This is a genomic window from Mesorhizobium sp. M0663 (genome assembly GCF_040320585.1).
GTDB lineage: Bacteria > Pseudomonadota > Alphaproteobacteria > Rhizobiales > Rhizobiaceae > Mesorhizobium.
Genome location: NZ_JAMYPX010000001.1, coordinates 544,927 through 565,668, shown reverse-complemented (window position 1 = coordinate 565,668; position 20,742 = coordinate 544,927). Strand labels below are relative to the sequence as shown.

Genomic DNA, 20,742 nt, shown 5'->3' with positions numbered 1-20,742 from the left:
ATGAATTACCCCTCCATCGGTTCGGGTTGACAATGCTGGCCGTATAACCGACTTCGCAGAAAATGACCACCCGCCAGTCCAGGAATTTCCAAAACCGCGAGAGCTCTGTGGCTGATCTGCCACTTATTAGAAAGACGCGGAAATGAACGACCGTCTCCGTATCGCGCTCTACCAGCCTGATATCGCCGGCAACACCGGGACAATCCTGCGCTTCGCCGCTTGCCTCGGTCTCGGCGTCGACATCATCGAACCGGCGGGCTTCCCGCTCGGTGACCGGGCGCTGAAACGGGCCGGCATGGACTACCTCGAAATGGCGGCGCTCACCCGGCATGTCGACTGGCACGCCTTCGAGGACTGGCGCAAGCTTGCCATGCGGCGGCTGGTGCTGCTGTCGACCAAAGCCACGACCGCCTACACGGATTTTGCCTTTGCCGGCGACGACATTCTCTTGTTCGGCCGTGAATCCGCAGGCGTGCCGGACGCCGTTCACGAGGCGGCGGATGCGCGACTGATCATCCCGATGCAGCCCGGCGCGCGCAGCATCAACGTCGCGCTTTCCGTTGCGATGGTGGCGGCCGAGGCGATCCGGCAGCTCCGCTAGGATGTGTACGCGATCGCCGGCCGCAGCGACCAAGGCGTCGTCCTCACGCAACACTGCGTCCTCTCCGGTCATTCTCATCCAGACGCCCATCGCCTTCTCCTGCCGTTTGCATCTTCGGGGCTTCTTCGCTACAAGCTCAACTTAACTTGAGGTCAAGCGGAAAATCGGAGATGGCTGCGGCAACGGAATTAACAGTCGGCCAGGTGGCGATGCGCAGCGGCGTGGCGGTGTCGGCGCTGCATTTCTACGAAGCGCGCGGGCTGATCCGCAGCCACCGCACATCAGGCAACCAGCGGCGTTACGGCCGCGACGTGCTGCGACGGGTGGCGATCATCAAGGTAGCGCAGGAGGTCGGCATTTCGCTGGCCGAGATCGGCACAGCCCTTCGATCATTGCCTGAAGGCCGGACGCCGACGCGCGAGGATTGGAACCTGCTTTCGACGGCTTGGCGCGACGACCTCGACAAGAAAATTAGTCAGCTCAAGAAGCTGCGCGACGGGCTGAGCGACTGCATCGGCTGCGGCTGCATGTCGATCGACAAATGTCCGCTGCGGAATAAGAACGACAGGCTGGCAAGGGACGGCGCGGGCGCCCGCAGGCTGGTCGTGCGTTGAAGCCATGACGGTCTGGACGGGTTCAGCGAACTTATCCTGTCCGTTAGTCACTATACAGTCTTGTGAAGTTCATGTGCCCGTGCTTGATACGCCCCTGCAACTAACCTTGGGGGGCAGAATTGAAATTTGCATACAAGACTTACGCCGCGTTGCTTGGCGCCATTGTGTTGGCTGGATGCATGCCGAGCGAAGGTGAATGGAATACGGCAAGGACTTTGGTTCAGGGCAGTCCTGCCATGTATAAGAAAGTGCTTACGGAATGCATCAGGCATTCGGAGCAATCGCCTCTCAGTTCGAAGCAGGAAGCTGGCAAGATCATGAATGTCAGCGCAGCCGCGGCGCCACGTGTCTGGTGCGGAAGAACCGTGCGGGCCTTCGCGAATGGGCGCCTGACGTATGCCGAGATGAAAAGAGCGCATCTAGGAACGGGCGACAGAAGCGTGTTTATCAAGATCGTTCAGGGCAGATGAACTAGCCCTGATACGTTCAGCCTCGAGACCGGAGCGTTAATCCGCCGCCGGCAGCCGCCTGATGGTGAATTCGATGACGTCGCCCGGCCGCTCGAACCAGCTTTCGATCTCGGTCCAATAGGCCTGCTTGGGAAAGCGCTCGAACCATTCCTTCGCCTTGAGACGAGCATCGGAGCGCGGCAGCACGAAGGTCTCGCGCAGGAAGCCGTCGCGCGGCATGCGCGCGTTCTCGGCGCGCGAACGGTCGAGCCTCTTCTTCAGGCCATCCAGCGGCGGTCTTGCCGGGGTGCGCACGAAACAACTCCATTCACACTTTACCCTTGCACCCAAGAGTTTAGGGATCGCGGCCGGAAAAGACGAGTCATTTGTCGGGCGCGCCCGCAACCGGAGACAGGATTTGCAACGACCCGAGATACCGGCGGGGCTGCCAGCCGACATCGAACAGAAGAAGACGAAGGCACGGCTGTGGTTCGAGACGTTGCGCGAGCGCATCTGTGCCAGCTTCGAGCAGATCGAGCAGGACCTGCAGGGGCCGCAGGCTAGCTGGTCGCCCGGCCGCTTCGAAAAGACGCCGTGGCAACGCGATGCCGGCAAGGGCGGCGGCGGTATCATGTCGATGATGCACGGCCGCGTCTTCGAGAAGGTCGGCGTCCACACCTCGACCGTCCACGGCGAGTTCTCGCCCGAATTCAGGAAGCAGATGCCGGGCGCCGAAGAGGACCCCTCCTTCTGGGCAAGCGGCATTTCGCTGATCGCCCATCCGTGGAACCCTAACGTGCCGGCCGTGCATATGAACACGCGCATGGTCGTCACCTCGCGCCAGTGGTTCGGCGGCGGCGCCGACCTGACACCGGTGCTCGACCGCCGCCGCAGCCAGGACGACCCCGACACGATCGCCTTCCACAGAGCGATGCAATTTGCCTGCGAGAAGAACGCGGCGATCGCCGACTACGTGAAATTCAAAGCCTGGTGCGACGAGTACTTCTACCTGCCGCACCGCGACGAGCCACGCGGTACCGGCGGTATCTTCTTCGACTGGCTGCATTCGGATGAGGACAAAGGCGGCTGGGACGCCGATTTCAACTTCGTCCAGGACGTCGGGCGATCTTTTCTCGTCGTCTACGGACATCTGGTGCGCGCCAACTTCAATGACAACTGGACCGATGGCGACCGTGACGAGCAGCTCATCCGCCGCGGCCGTTATGTCGAATTCAACTTGCTTCACGATCGCGGCACCATCTTCGGGCTGAAGACCGGCGGCAATGTCGCCTCGATCCTGTCCAGCCTGCCGCCAGAAGCGAAATGGCCGTAAAATCTCGGTGAGCACGACGTGAGCCGCAATCGGGTCCAAATCCCCAGAATTTGACGGCGAATGTGGCGCAAGGCGCGCCAGAAAATATCTTTTTCGTCTAATATACCATTGTAAAGATTGGGCTATTTGTCGCGTCGGGTCGGGAAACGCCGGCGGTTCTTTACTCCCGAGAGCCGCGACCCGACGTGACCGGACGGCCCATGATTGAATGGGGCACCTTTCCCAAGCGGTGCCCGCATTTTCCAGGAGAGCATGCCATGCGCAAGCTTATTATGACCGCAGCCGCCGCTGCCGTTCTCGCCTCTGGTACTGCCGCATTCGCTGCGGTCAAGCACACCACCGGCACGATCAAAAGCTTTGATGGAACGGCGATGAGCCTAGTTCTGGATAACGGAGCCACCTTTACGTTGCCCCAGACCTTCAAGGATCCTGGCCTGAAGGTCGGCGAAAAGGTCCGCGTCACGTGGGATATGAGCGGCAAGGATAAAATTGCCGAGGCAGTCAAGATCGTGAAGTGATGTCCTGCCCGCTGGAGCAAGACGAGGTCTTACTCCTGGGTAGCATAAGAGGGCGGAGCAGCGATGCTCCGCCTTTTCGCAACCCGATCACTAGAGGGCCGCGTGTCGGCTTGGACGCACGGCACTCTAAGGCAACCAAAACCGTTCGATCGTGTTATGCTAAGCTGGCCAGCGTGTAGCCCGGATACCGGATGCGGTTTCCGGATCGCGCAGTCAAAGGTCTGGAGCTTCCGTGTCATTGCGCGGCGCGGCGCTCCAAGGAGGAAATGAGGAGAAGCCGATGAAGGAATTCCATTGCGGGTCGCTCGTACCCGGCTGCGAGTGGCACACACGCGCCGAGGAGGAGGCTGAGGTCATGCGCCGTGCCGTCGAGCATCTGCGCGAGACGCACGGCGAGACGGTGATCCGCGAGACGATGATCGAGGCGATCCGCTCGCGCATCGAAAAGGTCCGCGACGCAGCGTGACGGTCAGGATTCGAGTGCCTCCGCGGCGCGCTTGAGCAGCGCGCCGCGATCAAGCGCAAAACCGGACTCGACCCATTCCTTTTCGAGATTCTTCAACGTTGCACCAAGCTTCGGCCCCGGTGATGCGCCAAGCGTCGTCAGATCGGCGCCCTTGACCGGAAAAACAGGGTTTTGCCATTTTGCAGCGAAGGCAAGCAGGCGCGAGAAGCCGCCGGCTTCGAGCAGTGCGTCATTGTCTTCGACCGCGCGGGCTCGAGCGGAAGCGAGCAACAGCCGCAACCGATCGACAAAGCCTTGGCGGTCGCCAAAATAAAGCCTTTTCGCCAACTCTCCTTCGGTCGTTTTCGGATCGACGGCAGCCGTGATCGCCCAATTCCGCAGCCGGCTTGCTTCGCTCACGGAAAGCCTCAATCTCTCGGCAAGCGTTTTCATGCGCGCGGCATCCGGCGGCACGATGGCTTCCAGCCTGAGCAGCGGGTCCGGCGCCCAGGCCAGATCCTTCTCGGTCTTGGTCAGCCCGTGGATGGCATCGATGCCCCATTTCTCGCTTTCCGGCAAAACGGCGGTCAGAACGCCGGCCTGGCGCATCCACAGCAGCGCCCGCGACGGATCTGGCGCTGACAGCAATTTCTTCAATTCCCACCAGACGCGCTCGACCGAGAGCTGGTCGAGCCCCTGCTTCAGCCGGGCACAAGCCTTCAACCCTTCGGCATCCGGCCTGCCGTCGCCATACCATGCGAAGAAACGGAAGAAACGCAGGATGCGCAGATAATCCTCGCGGATACGCGCTTCCGGATCGCCGATGAATCGCAGCCTCCGCGCTTCGATATCGGCGATACCGCCGACCAGATCGACGACCGTTCCATCGGCTTCGGCATAGAGTGCATTGATGGTGAAATCACGCCGCTCAGCGTCGGCTTTCCAGTCGCGGCCGAACGACACTTTGGCGCGCCGGCCGTCGGTTTCGATATCGGCACGCAGCGTGGTGACCTCATAGGCCTTGCCGTGGCCGACCGCGGTGACTGTGCCATGCTCGATGCCGGTCGGTACCGTCTTGAAGCCTGCCGCCTCGGCGCGCCGGATGGTTTCCTCGGGCACCGTGGTGGTGGCGACGTCGATGTCGGCGACCGGCTGGCCCATGAGCGCGTTGCGCACCGCACCGCCGGCGACACGCGCCTCCTCGCCGCCATCAGTCAGCGCGGCGAGCAGGCGCTGCAGGTGGCGTTCGCCGAGCCACCCGGCCTTGCCCGCGATCGACACTGGATCGCTCACGAATAGAGCCTTTCATAAAGCGTACGGATGATGCCCGCGGTGACGCCCCAGATACGCTGGCCGCTATAGGGCATCTCGTAATAGAACCATTCGAGATCGTTCCACATGCGACTGTCTCTGGTGTGGTTGGCGGGGTCCATCAGAAAGCCCAGCGGCACCTCGAAGACGGCATCGACTTCGTCGGAATTCAGCGTCAGGCTGAAACCGGGCCGCACAATCCCGAGCACTGGGGCGATGCGATAGCCGCTGCCGGAAACGTAGTCCGGCAGACGGCCGATGATCTCGATGTAATCACTATCGAGACCGATCTCCTCGGATGTCTCGCGCAACGCCGCCGCTTCCGGGCTCGCATCGGTTGGATCGATGGTACCACCGGGGAAAGCCACCTGCCCCGAATGGTTGCGCAGCTTTTCCGCCCGCCTGGTCAAAAGGACCGTGGCTTCATGGCCATGATCGACCACCGGGATCAACACGGCGGCATCGCGCAGCGCCTTGGCCAGCTTCAGCCTGGGACGGCCCGGATTGAAGCGGTGGTCGCCAAAATCGTCGCCGGCATGCGCCAGCGGCTGCGCCGCGACGCGCTGGCGAAACCCGGCAGCGGAAAACGGCAACGGCATCACCTGATCCATCATAGGCGGTCCATCATGCGCTCAGCCGTTTCAGTTTCTCAGCCGGCATGATTGGATAGACCTCGCCTTTGGAACGGACGGCAAACATCGTCTTGCCACCGATGTCGATCTCTTCGCCGTGCTCGACCAGCTCGTACATCACCGGCCGTGCCACCAGCGCCTCCAGCCGCCCGCGCACCAGCACATAAGGCTTCAGGCCACCTGTCTCGTCCTCATCGACGAAGCGCAGCGGGTGTCCCGCCCCAGCCTCTACCACGTCGCCGACATTGGTGCGAAAGGTGACGATTTGTCCGTCGCCGGCGCCCGACACGTCCATCTCGACGGCAATGAAGGGCGCGTCGGCGACGCGGATGCCGACCTTTTCCACCGGCGTCACCAGGTAGGTTCTACCGTCCGCGTCCTTGCGCAGCACTGATGAAAAAAGCTGCACCAGCGGCATCCGGCCGATCGGCGTTCCCAGATAGAACCAGGTGCCGTCCTGCTTGATTTCCATGTCGAGATCGCCACAAAATGCCGGATTCCAGCGTTCCACCGGCGCCGGCCCCTTGCCAGCGCGCGTCGCGCGCGAGACCAGCGCCTCCAGCCCGCGCGCCTCGGTCGCGGCCGTCAGCCTCTCTTCACGATAGTCGGCGGCTTCCGTCATGGTCACGAAATAGTCACTGTTGTTCCGCTTGTCAGCCTAAGTCTGTGATTTAAGTTCATTGCAGGCGCCATGCGAGGCCGAATCGCGGCATTCTCTGCGGCACCAAGGTGCCAAGCGGAATTTCCAACCAGAAGGATCGATGCTGCATGAGCGTTATGATCAAGGAAAGCCCGATCAGCGAAAAGGACATGGTGGCGCAGGCCGAGAAAGCGCTGGCCGACATTGCGAGGGTCCGTGACGGCGTCGGCCGGGTCATTTTCGGCCAGGAAAGCGTCGTCGAGCGCACGCTCGTCGCATTGCTGGCCGGCGGCCATGCACTGCTGGTCGGCGTGCCCGGCCTCGCCAAGACCAAGCTGGTCGAAACGCTGGGCATCGTGCTCGGCCTCGATTCGCGCCGCATCCAGTTCACGCCCGACCTGATGCCATCGGACATTCTCGGCTCCGAGGTGATGGAGCAGGATGAATTCGGCAAGCGCTCCTTCCGCTTCATTTCCGGGCCGATCTTTGCGCAACTGCTGATGGCCGACGAGATCAACCGCGCCTCGCCACGCACCCAGTCGGCGCTGCTGCAGTCGATGCAGGAATACCACGTCACCATTGCCGGCGTGCGCCATGATCTGCCGTCACCGTTCCACGTTCTGGCGACGCAGAACCCGCTGGAGCAGGAAGGCACCTATCCGCTGCCGGAAGCGCAGCTCGACCGCTTCCTGATGCAGGTCGATATCCTCTACCCCGAGATCGAGGCGGAGCGCCGCATCCTGCTGGAAACCACCGGTATCGAGGATGCCAAGGCTGAAAACGTGCTGCAGCCGGCGCGGCTGAAGGACATCCAGACGCTCATCCGCCGTATGCCGGTGCCGGAAAGCGTCGTCGAGGCGATCCTCAAGCTGGTGCGCTCAGCGCGCCCCGGCCAGGGCAACGCCGATACCGACAAGCACGTCGCCTGGGGCCCAGGCCCGCGCGCCAGCCAGGCGCTGACGCTGTGCACCCGCGCCCGCGCCCTCTATGACGGCCGGCTGGCGCCGTCGGTCGACGACGTCCGCGCGCTCGCCGAGCCGGTGCTGCAGCACCGCATGGCGCTGACCTTCGCCGCCCGCGCCGAGGGCACCACGGTTCGCGATGTTGTGGCGAAGCTCGCGAAAGGGATTTGATGGCGCGCATCGGTGAAGCGCAGGCACCGGCAGCGACGCGCGATGCGCTCGCCAGAGGCCGGTTGCGGGCTTCGTTGGTGCCGGACCTGCTGGTCGAGGCGCGCCGCATCGTCAACACGGTAATTGCCGGCTGGCATGGCCGCCGCAAGCGCGGTATCGGCGAGAATTTCTGGCAGTTCCGGCCCTATGTCGAAGGCGATTCCTCGCGCATTGACTGGCGCCGTTCCGCCCGCGACGATCACACCTATGTCCGCGACCGTGAATGGGAGGCCGCCCACACGGTGTGGCTGTGGGCCGATCCCTCGCCTTCCATGCTCTACAAATCGACCGGAGCCAGCGTTCCCAAGGAATCGCGCGCCCTGGTGCTGGCGCTGGCCATGGCCGAGCTTTTGTCGCGCAGCGGCGAGCGCATTGCCTGGCCGGGCCTGACCGACCCGTTCACCGCCCGCAATGGCGCCGAGCGCATCGCGGCGCAACTGATGCACGCCGCCGACCTGCCGGCAAAGCCCGACCTATCCGGCATTCGCCGGTTCTGCGACATCGTCCTCGTCAGCGATTTCCTCGACCCGGTCGAGGACACCATGGCGTGGCTGGACGTGCTCGCCCGCCACGGCGTGCGCGCCCATCTGGTCGAGGTCGCCGATCCGGCCGAGGAAAGCTTCCCCTATGCCGGGCGCACCGAATTCACCGATCCTGAGACCGGCGACAAGCTGACCGCCGGCCGCGCCGAAATGCTGGGCGAGGAATATCGCCTGCTTTATGCCGCCCGCCGCCAGGAACTGGCCGCCTGGTGCAAACGGCTTGGCTGGAGCTTTACCGTCAATCATACCGATCGCCTTGCCTCCGAGGCGCTGGTGCGCATCCACATGGCGATGACCGGCGAAGGCGCCTTTGCCGGGAGGGCCCGCGCATGAGTTGGCTGCCACTCTCCTTCGGGGCGCCGATGGTGCTGTGGGGCCTGCTGGCGCTGCCGGTGATCTGGTGGCTTCTGCGGCTGACCCCGCCCAGGCCGCAAACCGAGGTGTTTCCGCCGCTCAGGATTCTCGCCCGCGTGCTGAGGCGCGAAGAAACGCCGCAGCAGAGCCCTTGGTGGCTGACGCTGCTCAGGCTGCTGATGGCCGCGCTTGTCGTGGCAGCACTTGCCGAACCGGTCTTCAATCCGCGCGAAAAGCTGCCGGCCGAGGGCGCTGCCCTGGCGCTGGTGATCGACAATGACTGGGCAAGTGCCGCCGACTGGGGCAAGCGGGTCGCCACCGCCGAGCGGCTGATCGCCGATGCCAATTCGAACGGCGTGCCGGTGCTCATCGCTTTCACCGCCGAGAAGCCGAATGCCGAGATCGGTCCCTTCGATGCCGCTGCCGCGCTCGACCGGCTGCGCGCGGCAAAGCCGCGGCCGATCCCGACCGACCGCCCCGCCGTCTATGCCCGCGTCGCTTCAGCCTTGGAGTCGCTGCCTGGCGCCAGCGTCGCGGTGCTCGCCGATGGCTTGGCGGCGCAAGGCGACGAAGCCGCCTTCAACACGTTGTTGTCGAAGAACGCGGCACGTGTTGTCTGGGCCGTCTCCGACCGGCTGTCGCTGACCGGCCTGACCGGCGCCGACAACCAGGTCGACGGCTTCGCCCTGACCGCCATCCGCGCACCGGGCGATCCGGCACCTGCACAGGTGACGGCCGGCGCCTTCGACGACAAGGGGCGCCGCATTGCCGACGCGACGCTGACCTTTGCCCCGGGCGGAACCACCGCCACCGGCACGGTGGCGGTGCCGTTCGAACTGCGTAACGACTTCGCCTACATCGCGCTCGATGGCGAGCGCCAGGCCGGTGCCGTCCGCGTGCTCGATGAGAGCTCAAAACGCCGCCGCGTCGGGCTGTTGTCGCAGGCCGAGGCCGACCAGGCGCAACCGCTGCTGTCGCCGCTCTACTACATCCGCCGCGCCCTGCAGCCGTTCGCCGATCTGGTCGAGCCGTCGAGCGTCGATCTCGCCGACGCCATCCCGCAACTGCTCGACCAGAAGCCGGCGATGATCCTCATGGCCGATGTCGGCACCATTCCGGAACAAGCGCGGCAAAGGCTGGTTGACTGGGTCGACAAGGGCGGCACGCTGGTGCGTTTTGCCGGTTCGCGGCTGGCCGCTGCCGGCAATGACGACGACCTGCTGCCAGTTCGGCTGCGCACGGGCGAACGATCGCTTGGCGGCGCGCTGTCATGGACGGCGCCGCAGCCGGTCACCGAATTCCCGAAAACGGGTCCCTTCGCCGACCTCGCGCCGCCCACCGAGGTCACCGTCACCAGGCAGGTGCTGGCCGAACCGACGCCCGACATCGTCGAGCGCACCTGGGCCACGCTTGCCGACGGTACGCCGCTGGTGACCGGGATGAAGAAGGACAAGGGCACCCTCGTACTGTTCCACGTCACCCCCGAGGCGACGTGGTCCAACCTGCCGATCTCCGGCAGCTTCGTCGAGATGCTGCGGCGCATCGTGCAATTGTCGCGCAACCAGGGCGCGGCTGTCGCCAATGCCGAGGCCGCCGCCACGTCGCTGGCACCCTATCGTATGATCGCCGCCGACGGCACGCTGGTGCCGCCGACGCCGGATGCCAGGCCGCTGGTGCCCGGCGCCGGCCCGCTGCCGGTGACGCTGGAAAACCCGCCCGGCCTCTACGGCTCCGAGACTGGAGTGTTCGCTCACAATCTGCTCGGCGGCGACAGCGCATTCAGGCCGCTGGCCCGGCCTGAAATCACGGTGCCGGTCACCACCATCCAGTATGCCTTCGACGAGCAGCACAACCTCAAAGGTCCGCTTGTCACGGCCGCCCTGGTGCTGATGGTGCTCGACACGCTTGCCGTATTCTGGATGGGCGGCCTGTTGTCGCGCCGGCCGCGCCGTGCCGGCGCTGCGGCGACGGCAGCCGTCCTGCTGATTGCGCTCGGCGCCTTGATTGGCCACGCGGACGTCGCGCGTGCCGACGACGCCAAACCGGGAGATACCGAGGCGATCGGGGACATTTCAAAGACCCGGATCGCCTACGTGCTGACCGGCGAGCCGGGTGTCGATTCGATCAGCCGCGCCGGGCTCGAAGGCCTGACCCGCTTTCTTATCGAAAAAACCGCGCTCGAACCCGGAGCACCGGCCGGCGTCGACATCTCGAAGGACGAACTTTCCTTCTATCCGCTGATCTACTGGCCGATCGATCCCTCGGCCCCGCTGCCCAGCGAGGCCGCCATCGCCCGCATCGACGCCTACATGCAGCAGGGCGGAACGGTCTTGTTCGACACCCGCGACCAGTTCGCCAATGGTATTGGTGCGGATTCGACCAGCCCGGCGACGGAGCGGCTGCGCGACATCCTCGGCAACCTCAACGTGCCACCGCTGGAGCCGGTGCCGTCGGACCACGTGCTGACCAAATCCTTCTACATCCTTCCGGAGTTTCCTGGCCGTTTTGCCGGCAGCCCGCTTTGGGTCGAGGCATCGCTCGAAGCCAGCAACACCGAGAACCGCCCGGTGCGCACCGGCGACGGCGTTTCGCCGATCATGATCACCGCCAATGATTTCGCCGGCGCTTGGGCCGTCGACGAGAATGGCGACCCGCTATTGCCGACGGTGCCTTCGGATCCGATGCAGCGCATCTATGCGCTGCGCGCCGGCGTCAACATCATGATGTATATGCTGACCGGCAACTACAAATCCGACCAGGTGCACGTCCCGGTGCTGCTCGAACGGTTGGGGCAATAGACCATGAACTGGTCGCTCGCCTTCGAACCGCTCATCACCTGGCCGCTGCTCGCCGTGGTTCTGGTGCCGCTGCTGCTGCTGTCCCTCGCCGGCCTTTGGTTTCGCCAGCGCGGCGCGGTCTTCCGCCTGGCAGCCCTGATTGCGCTGGCTGCGGCGCTGCTCAATCCGGTGTTCCTCGACGAAGAGCGCGAGCCGCTGAAAAGCATCGTCGCCGTCGTCGTCGATCGCAGCCAGAGCCAGGATATAGGCGACCGCACCAAGCAGACCGACGCGGCATTGGCCGGGCTTCAGCAGCGTCTCGGCCGCTTCAAGCAGTTCGACGTCCGTGTCGTCGAGGCCGGCAAGTCCGAAGCCGCCGACGAGCGCACCGAGACGCGGTTGTTTTCCTCGCTCGAAAATGCTTTCCGCGACGTGCCGCCATCGCGCATCGCCGGCGCCATCATGATCACCGATGGCGAGGTGCATGACGCGCCGCTTGGCGCACCTGACTTCAATGCCCCGCTGCATGCGCTGATTACCGGCAACGAGCATGAGAAGGACCGCCGCATCCGCTTCGAGAATGCGCCGCGATTCGGGCTGGTCGGCAAGCCGCTCGAAATGACGTATCGCGTCATCGCCACCAACAACGAAACCGGCCCGGTCGATGTCCGCGTATCGGTCAACGGCGAGCAGGTATCGGTCGAGCACGCCAACATCGGCCAGGCGATGCCGCTGCAGGTGACCATTCCCAGCGCCGGGCGAAACATCGTCGAACTCGCCATCAACCACGAGCCGGGCGAACTCACCGACACCAACAACCGCGCCATCGCGCTGATCGACGGCATCCGCGAAAATCTGCGCGTGCTGCTTGTTTCCGGCGAACCGCATGCCGGCGAGCGCACCTGGCGCAATTTGCTGAAATCCGACGCTTCGGTCGACCTCGTGCACTTCACCATCCTGCGCCCGCCGGAAAAGCAGGACGGCACGCCGATCAACGAATTGTCGCTGATCGCCTTCCCGACGCGCGAGCTGTTCGTCGAGAAGATCAAGGATTTCGACCTGATCATCTTCGACCGCTATCAGCACCGCGACGTGCTGCCGATCCTCTATTACGACTACATCTCCGAGTATGTCGAAAAGGGCGGCGCGCTACTGATCGCGGCAGGCCCCGAATATGCCGGCGAAAGCTCGATCGCCCGCACGCCGCTGATGTCGGCGCTGCCGGCAATGCCGACCGGCGAGGTCATCGACAAGCCCTTCTATCCGCGCCTCACCGATACCGGCCAGCGTCATCCGGTAACGCGTGGGCTCGACGGCTCCGCGACCGAGCCGCCGCACTGGAGCCGCTGGTTCCGCACCATCGGCGTCGAGAACCCCGAGGGCGAGGTGGTGATGAAGGGCGCCGACAACCGGCCGCTGCTGCTGCTCGATCGCAAGGGCGAAGGCCGCGTCGGCATGCTTTTGTCCGATCAGGGCTGGCTGTGGGCGCGCGGCTTCGAGGGCGGTGGCCCGCACGTCCAGCTCTACCGGCGCATCGCCCACTGGCTGATGAAGGAGCCCGAACTCGAGGAAGAGCGGCTGACCGCCGACGGCCGCGGCATGGTGCTGGAAATCCGCCGCCAGACGATGAGCGACGACCCCGGCCCGGCGCAAGTCATCACGCCGTCCGGCAAGGCACTGATCGTCAGGCTCGAGAAATCCGAACCAGGCGTCTTCCTCGGCAGCGTCGAGACCAACGAAATCGGTCTCTATCAGGTCGGCAATGGCGACCTGACGGCATTGGCCCATGTCGGGCCGGTCAACGCGCCGGAATTCACCGACGTCGTCTCCACCGAGAACCGGCTGAAACCACCGGCTGAGGCAACCGGCGGCAGCGTTCGCCGGCTGGCGCCGGCATCGGCCATTGGCAGCCTGACCAGCACGGTCACGCTGCCATCCGTAGTCCCGGTCCGTTCCTCGGGCGCGGCTTCCGGCGATGACTGGATCGGCCTGCGCACCACCGACGACAGCGTACTCAAGGCCGTCTCGCGCGTGCCGCTGTTCGGTGGCTTCTTGGGGCTCGGCCTGCTGCTTCTGGCGATGGGCTCGATGTGGTACCGCGAAGGGCGGTAACGCGGTTTATCCTTCTCCCCTTGTGGGAGAAGGTGGATTGGCGCGCAGCGCCAAGACGGTTGAGGGGTGCTGGACGGAGTGCCGTCCTTGCCAAGCTGGAACACCCCTCATCCGACCGAGCTTCGCTCGGCCACCTTCTCCCACAAGGGGAGAAGGAAGAAAGCGAACCGCCCTACTCCTCCGGCTCCGTCGTGAACATCAGCGGGTAGCCCTTGGCCTTGCCGGCATCGGTTGCCCGCGCCGCCTTGGTCTCGGCGACATCCCTGGTGAAGACGGCGACAACGCAGACGCCGCGCCGGTGCGCGGTGATCATTATCCTGTGCGCCTGGTCTTCGCTGAGCTTGAACTCGGCCTTCAGCACCGCCACGACGAACTCGCGCGGCGTGAAATCGTCATTGACCAGGATGACCTTGTAGAGCTTCGGCCGTTCGACCTTCGGCTTCGTGCTGGTACGGGGTTTTGTCGTGATTTCAGGCATTGGACCGGCAATTGCGTACGACAGCTTTGCGGTTATTTTGACATGGGCAAAAGCGGTCGTCCATTCAACCGCGCGCGATCGGCTTGCCGGCAGGCGCAGTTCAAAAGTCCGTGCCTATGTGGGAACTGCCGTCTGGCGTTCAACCGGGGGTGTGGGCCGGGACTGGCCCTACTGTCCGCACGCAACAAAAAAGACGACCGCTCCAGGCAAATCGCAACTGGAGCGGTCTTCTCATAGGGTAGAAAGATGTCGCTTGATCAGGCCTTGGGAGCTGCCTTGACCGCGTGCTTCTTGTGCTTCTTGACGGTCTTCTTGGCAGCGACCTTCTTCACGGCCTTGGCCGGCGCAGCGGTCGTCGTTGTCGTCGCAGCCGGGGTGGTGGTCGCGGCATTGGCGCTGCTGGCGCCGAGAACCGGCATCGAGACGGCCAGCGCGATGGCGAGACCGAGGGCGGAGAGGAGGGACTTTTTCATGGCTTCACTTCCTTTTTGTGCAGATCGGATTGAGTGTCACTGAACGGGATCGATCGGTGTCACTCCAAGCAGCTTCAAAGCGTTCGCGAGCATCCGGATTCCCTGTGCCTGTTTCTTGTTGGCGCAGAACCGGTTTCCCTTTCTTTGAAGTGCTTTCGCCGCGGTGACCTGCGTTGCCGCGGCATGGGTTTCGAGGGCTTCGTCAAACTGGCGGTTCAGATCGATGCAACGCTCGCTGCGGGTGGTCGCCACCTTTGCATCGGCCGCCTTTGCATTGGCCACCTTCGCATCGGCCAGTTTTGCATCGGCATGTTCGACCGCGACCGTGACGAGCGAAATGGAAAGCAACGCACCCATCAGACTGATCGAGAACCTTTGCATTGGTCTGTCCGTAATCCCGTAACGCGTGTCGCAGCCGATGACCTGACCGCCACGGCACCACTTATGCCTTTGATTTTTTTCGGCAGTTTTTCCGGATTGTAGAATTTTGTTTCTGGATTGTTTCTGGGCAGCCCGGATCGGGCCGCCGATCTCCACTGGCCAACTTATGGCCTGAATTCTATCGTCTGGCTGACGGCCGAAGCAGCGCTTGGGCGATCCACAAATGACAGGTTCCCTGTGAAATCCGACCCCCACATACTGATCGTCGATGACGACAAGGGCATTCGCGACCTGCTTCAGGAATTCTTCCAGAAGCGAGGGCTGCATACATCGGTCGCCGCCGACGGCACCGAGATGGAGACCATCCTGCGCCGCGCCCAGGTCGACCTGATCGTCCTGGACGTCATGCTGCCTGGCAAGAGCGGGCTGGAGCTCTGCCGCGAGTTGCGCGCCAATTATTCGACGCCGATCATCATGCTGACCGCGGTTACCGAAACTACCGACCGCGTGGTTGGGCTAGAGATGGGCGCCGACGACTACGTGCCGAAACCTTTCGATCCGCGCGAGTTGCTCGCACGCATTCGTGCCGTCTTGAGACGCAATGGCGCCGCCGAACCGCGACGCGCCGCCTCGCGGCAGATCTACCATTTCGCCGGCTGGACGATGGACTGTTCGCGCCGCCGGCTGATGGCGCCCGGCGACGTCAGGATCGAGCTGACGATGGCCGAATTCAATCTACTGCAGACCTTCGTCAAGAGCGCGCAGCGCGTACTGAGCCGCGAGCAGCTCATCGAGCTGTCCGGCGGCGACAGCGGCTACAGCTTCGATCGCAGCGTCGACATTCTGGTCAGCCGGCTGCGGCGCAAGATGGAGGATGACCCGAAAACGCCGAGGCTGATCTTGACTGTGCGCAGCGGCGGCTACCAGTTCCTGCCTGAGACGACCGCCGAATGAGACGCATTCTGCCGCAAACGCTGCCGGTCTGGGTGCTGCTCATCGTCATCGCCGGCCTGCTGATCAGCCAAATCGCGACCCTCTACATCGTTTCGCGCGACCGTGCCGCCGCCAATGACGTCGTCGATCTCTACCGGCTGAACGACCGCGCCTTCTCGCTGGTACAGCTGATGCATGACGCCACCCCCGAACAGCGCAAGGCGACGGCCTCCGGCCTGTTCAACGCCACTTATGCGCTCACCGTTTCCAACACGCCCGCCGTTACTTCCTCGATAGCCGGCGACGACGAGCTGGCCGAATTGGAGGACATATTGGTCGGCCGGCTATCGAAGTTCGGCATCACCGACGCGCGGGTCCGCCGCGACCCGGCAACGCACGAAGCCGACGCTCCCGGCGGGACGGTCGCCGGTCCCGATATTGGCCAGGTCGAGCGCGACCTGCTGGTGCTGGCCGCCGATTTCGCCCAGAGCGACAAGCTGACGGCTTCGCTTCGCTTTGCCGACGGCCAATGGCTGAACTTCACCGAGCCGAACACGCCGGCCGGGCCGATACTGAGCTTCGATAGCCTGCCGCTCTATGCCTTGATCGCCGGGCTGGTGGTGGCTTCCTCGATCTGGTCGCTGCGCCGGCTGACGGCGCCCTACCGGATGATGGAGACCGCGGTGAAGCGGATCGGCGAGGACCTGAAGAGCCCGCCGATCGCCGAGAGCGGCAGCCGCGAGGTGCGTACCGCGGCAAAGGCGGTCAATGCCATGCAGGCGAGGCTGCGCGCCTACGTCGAGGACCGCGAGCATCTTGCGGCCGCACTGGCGCACGACCTGCGCACGCCGCTGACCAGGATGCGGCTGCGCCTCGAACTGCTGAGGAATTCGTCCGTGCGCGCCGCACTGGCGCACGACCTCGCCGACATCGAAGGCATTGCCAGCTCGGTCATCGACTTCGCCACTTTCGAGGTGACCGAGGAGAAGAGCGAGAGGATCGATTTCTGGTCGCTGGTAGAATCGATCGCCGACGGCTTCGACGAGGTCTCCTTCGACAATGAGGACGCGCGCTCGCGCGGCCTGATCTGCGTCGCGCGGCCGGTCGCGCTACGGCGCTGTGTCACCAACCTCGTCCAGAACGCGGTGACCTATGGCAAGAGGGCGCATCTCAGCCTGCGTCAATCAGGCAAGACAATCACGCTGGCGATCCATGACGAGGGTCCGGGCATACCGCAAGCCGAGCTCGACGCCGTGTTCGGCTCGTTCGTGCGCCTGGAACAGTCGCGCAACCGTCAGACCGGCGGCCTCGGCCTCGGCTTGACCATCGCCCGCAACATCGCCCGTAGCGCCGGCGGCGAAGTCAGCCTGTCCAACCATCCCGATGGCGGCCTGATGACGGAGCTGCGCCTGCCGCTTGCGGTTTAGCTTGCGGTATCGGGCTAAGCCGGCGTTCCTTCGCGCCCCCTCTGTTCTGCTGGACACCTCCTCCACAGGTGGGAAGATTGGCCGTCGTCGCCGATTTCGCCAATTACAAACGTTGGAATGTGAGAGCCGTCCGCGAAACCGCCGATCTCCCCCAAGTAGGAGAGATGTCCGACAGAACAGAGGGGGGCGCGACAGAACTCGGCGTTTGGTCTTGGTTCTCTCCCCAAGGAGAAAAACTACCTTCTCAACACCGCGCTCAGCACATCCCTGACGCCGATGGCGCCGACAAAGCGCGACTGGTCGTCGAACAGCGCCACCGGTGCCGTCTGCGAGCGATGCATGGCCAGCATCACGGTCTTCAGCGAGGTGCCGGGATTGGCCCAGAACACCTGCGCCGTCTCCTCCGGCTGGGCTTCGACATCGGCGCAGGACACCCATACCGCGGGCTTGCCGTCGCGCTCGGCCGCCGCCACCAGCCCATGCTCGTCGATCTTGAAACGCGTCGTCCTGCGCCGGTCGAGCCACACCCAGCCGTTCTCGCCGTGTTCGAGGTCGCGGCGGTCGCGCATGACGTTCCACGCGGTCAGCACCGAGAGCGGGTTCACATTGGCGATGAAGTCGCGGACATAGTCGTTGGCGGGCCGCAGCACGATGTCTTCCGGCGCGCCGGTTTGCACGATGCGCCCGCCTTCCATGATGGTGATATGGGTGCCGATCTTCAGCGCCTCCTCGAGGTCGTGGCTGACGAAGATGATGGTCTTCTTCAGCTCGGCCTGGAGCTGCAGCAACTCGTCCTGCAGCTTGGTCCGGATCAGCGGATCGAGCGCCGAGAACGGCTCGTCCATGAGCAGGATCGGCGCCTCGGTGGCAAAGGCGCGCGCCAGGCCGACGCGCTGCTGCATGCCGCCGGAAAGCTCATGCGCATATTTCTTCGACCACTGGTCGAGATGAACCAGCTTCAGTTGCCTGTTCACCCGCTCCTTGCGCTCGGCTTCGGGTACGCCGGCGAGCTCGAGGCCAAGGCCGACATTCTCCTCCACCGTGCGCCACGGCAGCAGCCCGAACTGCTGGAACACCATCGCCACCTGCTTCTGCCGCAGCCGCCGAAGCGTCGCCTCGTCGCAGGTGACGACGTCGACCGTACCGTCGCCGTCCTTGACCAGCACCTGGCCGCGCGAGACGACGTTCAGCCGGTTGACGGCTCTGAGCAGCGTCGATTTGCCGGAGCCGGAAAGCCCCATCAGCACCGAGATCTCGCCCTCGTTCACGGTGAGGCTGGCGCCGGCGCAGCCCAGTACGTTGCCGGTCTGTTCGAGGATCTCGGCTCGGGTGGCACCACTGTCGATCAGCGCCAGCGAGCCTGCCTGGTCGGCGCCGAAGACGATGTCGACATTCCTGAAATCGACGGCGACGGTCATTTCTTGCCTCCCACGCCGATGCGCGTCATCCGGTCGAGCACGATGGCGAGCACGACGATCGCCAGCCCTGCCTCAAGCCCGAGGTCGATCCTGCGCGAACCGAGCGCCCGGTTGATTTCCGTACCGAGGCCGCCGGCGCCGATCAGGGCGGCGAACACCACCATCGACAGCGACAGCATGATCGACTGGGTCAGCCCAGCCATGATGGTCGGCAGCGCCGAAGGCAGCTCGACCTTCCACAGCAGCTGGCGCTTGGTGGCGCCGAACGCCTCGCCCGCCTCGACGATCGATTTCGGCACCGAGGTGACGCCGAGATGGGTGAGCCGAACCGAGGTCGGGATGACGAAGATGATGGTGACGATCAGGCCGGGCGCGTTGCCGAGGCCGAACAGGGTCAGCACCGGGATCAGGTAGACGAAGGTCGGCAATGTCTGCATCAGGTCGAGCACCGGCAGCATGACGCGATACACCTTCGGCTTGTGCGCGGCCCAGATGCCGAGCGGCACGCCGATGGCCATCGACACGGCGGCGGCGGCGACCACCAGCACCAGCGTCTCCACCGTCTGCTTCCACAGGTTCTGGTTGAGGATGAACAGCAATCCGATGAATACCGCCAAAGCCAGGCCTTTCGAGCGCTGCAGGAAATAGGCGAGCAGAGCGATCAGCGCGATCAGCAGAACCGGCGGCAGCAACAGCAGCCCGTCGACGATGCCGTCGAGCAGGAAGTTGAGGCTGTTGGAAAAAGCCCTGAAGATGGTGTCGAAATTGTCGGTGAGAAAGCCGAAAAACGCCTTCCCCCATGCCCCGATGGGAATCTTGTAACTGACCAGGAATTTGGAGATCGGATCCATCTAGCCCCTCTTCTACCGGCGCCGTCCTTCGCCGGACGGTCATCTTGTCACAGGATATGAAAAAGGGCAGCCATTTCTACCGTGGCTGCCCCTTGTCTCGTCATGCCAGATGGTCGGGTCAGCTTCCGAGCGCCGTTTTCACCGCAGCCGCCGCATCGCCGCCGTCGAAGGTGGTGACGCCGGCGATCCAGGGAGCGACCGCGTCCGGGTGCTTCTTCAGCCAGTCGGTCGCGACCGTATTGGCGTCGCCGCCCTTCAGGATCGCGTCCATCATCTCGCCTTCCATGTCCAGGTTGAACTTCAGATTGGCGATGAACTTGCCGGCGTTCGGACATTCGCTCATGTAGCCCTTGCGTACATTGGTATGCACGGTGGCAGCACCAAAGCCGCTATCTCCCATCCCCTCGAGATAGGTGATCTTCATGGCGCCCATCACCGGATGCGGCGTCCAGCCGAGGAAGGCGATCCATTCATTGTTCTTCATCGACTGGTCGGCCTGGGTGAGCATGCCGGCCTCGGAAGATTCGACCAGTTCGAAGCCTTCGAGATTGGTCTTCGGATCCTTGATCATGTCGAGGATGATGCGGTTGCCGTCATTGCCGGCCTCGATGCCGTAGATCTTGCCGTCGAACTTGTCCTTGAATTTGCCGAGATCGGTCAGCGTCTTGACACCGGCATCGGCGACATAGGTCGGAACGACGATGCCGTAGCCGGCACCGCTGAGATTTTCACTGACGGTCTCGACCGAGCCTTCGGCGGCATAGTCCTTGATGTCGTTGGTCATCGACGGCATCCAGTTTCCGAGGAACACGTCGAGATCTTTGTTCTTCAGGGACGCATAGGTCACCGGCACCGAAAGCTGGATCACCTGCGGCTCGTAGCCGAGCGCCGTGAGCAGCACCGAGGCGACGCCGGTGGTCGCCTGGATGTCGGTCCAGCCGACATCGGACAGACGCACCGTCTTGCAGCTTTCCGGATCGCCGGCGAAGGCCCCAGTCGTGGATAGAAAAGCCGCCAGGCCGAGGCCGGCGACGAATGAACTCATACGCGACATGAAAATTCTCCCATTTCAGTTCTCGGTGAAGCGAAGCGACGGTTTTATCTCCGCCTTTGTTCCGTCAGCCAAACATCATTCTGCTGCGGTTTCAAGCACTAAGGCAATCACGAACAACGGCGCAGGCTGGCCGATCAGCGACACGCCCGCCGCTTTCCGGATGGAAGTCGCCTTTTCCCGGTGGAATGTAGGCGCTCCCCCTCCCCGCTTTGTTGCAACTCGGCTTA

At 63.9% G+C, this 20,742-nt stretch carries 22 protein-coding genes; 12 read left to right on the top strand and 10 right to left on the bottom strand.

The features are described from left to right. Positions 1 to 142 precede the first annotated feature (142 nt). From NKI54_RS02740 to NKI54_RS02730, 3 genes are all read left to right on the top strand, one after another. Positions 143 to 601, top strand: coding sequence for a tRNA (cytidine(34)-2'-O)-methyltransferase (locus NKI54_RS02740; protein ID WP_352690616.1), 459 nt, complete (start codon positions 143 to 145; stop codon positions 599 to 601). Between the two features lie 170 nt (positions 602 to 771). Continuing rightward, positions 772 to 1,215, top strand: a complete 444-nt coding sequence (soxR, locus tag NKI54_RS02735; protein WP_352690614.1) for a redox-sensitive transcriptional activator SoxR — start codon at positions 772 to 774, stop codon at positions 1,213 to 1,215. 119 nt (positions 1,216 to 1,334) lie between these two features. Continuing rightward, the gene (locus tag NKI54_RS02730; RefSeq protein WP_156937440.1) at positions 1,335 to 1,685 is read left to right on the top strand and encodes a hypothetical protein; all 351 of its coding nucleotides are present in this window, start codon (positions 1,335 to 1,337) and stop codon (positions 1,683 to 1,685) included. A 36-nt stretch (positions 1,686 to 1,721) separates the two neighbouring features. On the opposite strand, the gene NKI54_RS02725 is transcribed toward NKI54_RS02730, so the two are convergent. Then, a complete protein-coding gene (locus tag NKI54_RS02725) occupies positions 1,722 to 1,979 on the bottom strand; it encodes a hypothetical protein (RefSeq protein ID WP_023679487.1) in 258 nt (85 codons plus the stop codon). Positions 1,980 to 2,082: 103 nt separating this feature from the next. On the opposite strand from NKI54_RS02725, the gene hemF reads away from it, so the two are divergent. From hemF to NKI54_RS02710, 3 genes are all read left to right on the top strand, one after another. Next, positions 2,083 to 2,997, top strand: a complete 915-nt coding sequence (hemF, locus tag NKI54_RS02720; RefSeq protein ID WP_023679488.1) for an oxygen-dependent coproporphyrinogen oxidase — start codon at positions 2,083 to 2,085, stop codon at positions 2,995 to 2,997. Positions 2,998 to 3,254: 257 nt separating this feature from the next. Continuing rightward, a complete protein-coding gene (locus NKI54_RS02715; RefSeq protein ID WP_023679489.1) occupies positions 3,255 to 3,515 on the top strand; it encodes a DUF1344 domain-containing protein in 261 nt (86 codons plus the stop codon). A 280-nt stretch (positions 3,516 to 3,795) separates the two neighbouring features. Further along, positions 3,796 to 3,981 carry a DUF1059 domain-containing protein gene (locus tag NKI54_RS02710; protein WP_023679490.1) on the top strand — a complete coding sequence of 62 codons (186 nt, stop codon included), beginning with the start codon at positions 3,796 to 3,798 and terminating at the stop codon, positions 3,979 to 3,981. A 3-nt stretch (positions 3,982 to 3,984) separates the two neighbouring features. Here the strand turns inward: NKI54_RS02710 and NKI54_RS02705 are convergent, their stop codons facing one another. From NKI54_RS02705 to NKI54_RS02695, 3 genes are read right to left on the bottom strand one after another with little or no spacing between them, the layout of a single operon-like run. Continuing rightward, positions 3,985 to 5,253, bottom strand: a complete 1,269-nt coding sequence (locus NKI54_RS02705) for a CCA tRNA nucleotidyltransferase (RefSeq protein WP_352690612.1) — start codon at positions 5,251 to 5,253, stop codon at positions 3,985 to 3,987. Beyond that, entirely contained in the window at positions 5,250 to 5,882 is a 633-nt protein-coding gene (locus NKI54_RS02700) for a CoA pyrophosphatase (RefSeq protein ID WP_352690610.1), read from the bottom strand. The genes NKI54_RS02705 and NKI54_RS02700 overlap by 4 nt, the downstream gene beginning before the upstream one ends. 13 nt (positions 5,883 to 5,895) lie before the next feature. Continuing rightward, a complete protein-coding gene (locus NKI54_RS02695) occupies positions 5,896 to 6,525 on the bottom strand; it encodes a DUF1285 domain-containing protein (protein WP_352456465.1) in 630 nt (209 codons plus the stop codon). A gap of 146 nt (positions 6,526 to 6,671) precedes the next feature. On the opposite strand from NKI54_RS02695, the gene NKI54_RS02690 reads away from it, so the two are divergent. Genes NKI54_RS02690 through NKI54_RS02675 form a run of 4 tightly spaced genes read left to right on the top strand, consistent with a single transcriptional unit; the run spans position 6,672 to position 13,500 of the window. Then, a complete protein-coding gene (locus NKI54_RS02690; RefSeq protein ID WP_352690608.1) occupies positions 6,672 to 7,676 on the top strand; it encodes an AAA family ATPase in 1,005 nt (334 codons plus the stop codon). Then, positions 7,676 to 8,590: a DUF58 domain-containing protein gene (locus NKI54_RS02685; RefSeq protein ID WP_352456454.1), complete on the top strand. Its 915-nt coding sequence runs from the start codon at positions 7,676 to 7,678 to the stop codon at positions 8,588 to 8,590. Before NKI54_RS02690 ends, NKI54_RS02685 begins: the two co-directional genes overlap by 1 nt. Next, positions 8,587 to 11,409, top strand: coding sequence for a DUF4159 domain-containing protein (locus tag NKI54_RS02680; protein WP_023679496.1), 2,823 nt, complete (start codon positions 8,587 to 8,589; stop codon positions 11,407 to 11,409). Before NKI54_RS02685 ends, NKI54_RS02680 begins: the two co-directional genes overlap by 4 nt. A gap of 3 nt (positions 11,410 to 11,412) precedes the next feature. Beyond that, a complete protein-coding gene (locus NKI54_RS02675) occupies positions 11,413 to 13,500 on the top strand; it encodes a hypothetical protein (protein ID WP_352690606.1) in 2,088 nt (695 codons plus the stop codon). A gap of 172 nt (positions 13,501 to 13,672) precedes the next feature. On the opposite strand, the gene clpS is transcribed toward NKI54_RS02675, so the two are convergent. The 3 genes from clpS to NKI54_RS02660 all read right to left on the bottom strand — a co-directional run bounded on the left by clpS (position 13,673) and on the right by NKI54_RS02660 (position 14,832). Continuing rightward, positions 13,673 to 13,978 carry an ATP-dependent Clp protease adapter ClpS gene (clpS, locus tag NKI54_RS02670; RefSeq protein ID WP_352690604.1) on the bottom strand — a complete coding sequence of 102 codons (306 nt, stop codon included), beginning with the start codon at positions 13,976 to 13,978 and terminating at the stop codon, positions 13,673 to 13,675. 257 nt (positions 13,979 to 14,235) lie between these two features. Beyond that, positions 14,236 to 14,451 carry a hypothetical protein gene (locus tag NKI54_RS02665; protein ID WP_352450529.1) on the bottom strand — a complete coding sequence of 72 codons (216 nt, stop codon included), beginning with the start codon at positions 14,449 to 14,451 and terminating at the stop codon, positions 14,236 to 14,238. A 36-nt stretch (positions 14,452 to 14,487) separates the two neighbouring features. After that, on the bottom strand, positions 14,488 to 14,832 hold the full coding sequence (locus tag NKI54_RS02660) for a hypothetical protein (protein WP_352469825.1): 345 nt from the start codon (positions 14,830 to 14,832) through the stop codon (positions 14,488 to 14,490). Between the two features lie 237 nt (positions 14,833 to 15,069). Between NKI54_RS02660 and NKI54_RS02655 the strand changes: the two genes are divergently transcribed. Together NKI54_RS02655 and NKI54_RS02650 are read left to right on the top strand one after the other, a co-directional pair. Next, positions 15,070 to 15,786 (top strand): response regulator, encoded by a 717-nt coding sequence (locus tag NKI54_RS02655; protein ID WP_352690602.1) that lies wholly within the window; start codon positions 15,070 to 15,072, stop codon positions 15,784 to 15,786. Beyond that, complete coding sequence (locus NKI54_RS02650) at positions 15,783 to 17,192, top strand: ATP-binding protein (RefSeq protein ID WP_352575764.1); 1,410 nt, start codon at positions 15,783 to 15,785, stop codon at positions 17,190 to 17,192. The genes NKI54_RS02655 and NKI54_RS02650 overlap by 4 nt, the downstream gene beginning before the upstream one ends. A 236-nt stretch (positions 17,193 to 17,428) precedes the next feature. Here the strand turns inward: NKI54_RS02650 and choV are convergent, their stop codons facing one another. The 3 genes from choV to NKI54_RS02635 all read right to left on the bottom strand — a co-directional run bounded on the left by choV (position 17,429) and on the right by NKI54_RS02635 (position 20,515). Next, positions 17,429 to 18,610: a choline ABC transporter ATP-binding protein gene (gene choV / locus NKI54_RS02645; protein WP_023679503.1), complete on the bottom strand. Its 1,182-nt coding sequence runs from the start codon at positions 18,608 to 18,610 to the stop codon at positions 17,429 to 17,431. Then, positions 18,607 to 19,461: a choline ABC transporter permease subunit gene (gene choW / locus NKI54_RS02640; RefSeq protein ID WP_254819158.1), complete on the bottom strand. Its 855-nt coding sequence runs from the start codon at positions 19,459 to 19,461 to the stop codon at positions 18,607 to 18,609. Before choW ends, choV begins: the two co-directional genes overlap by 4 nt. 118 nt (positions 19,462 to 19,579) lie before the next feature. Continuing rightward, the gene (locus NKI54_RS02635; RefSeq protein ID WP_023679505.1) at positions 19,580 to 20,515 is read right to left on the bottom strand and encodes a choline ABC transporter substrate-binding protein; all 936 of its coding nucleotides are present in this window, start codon (positions 20,513 to 20,515) and stop codon (positions 19,580 to 19,582) included. Between the last annotated feature and the right edge of the window lie 227 nt (positions 20,516 to 20,742).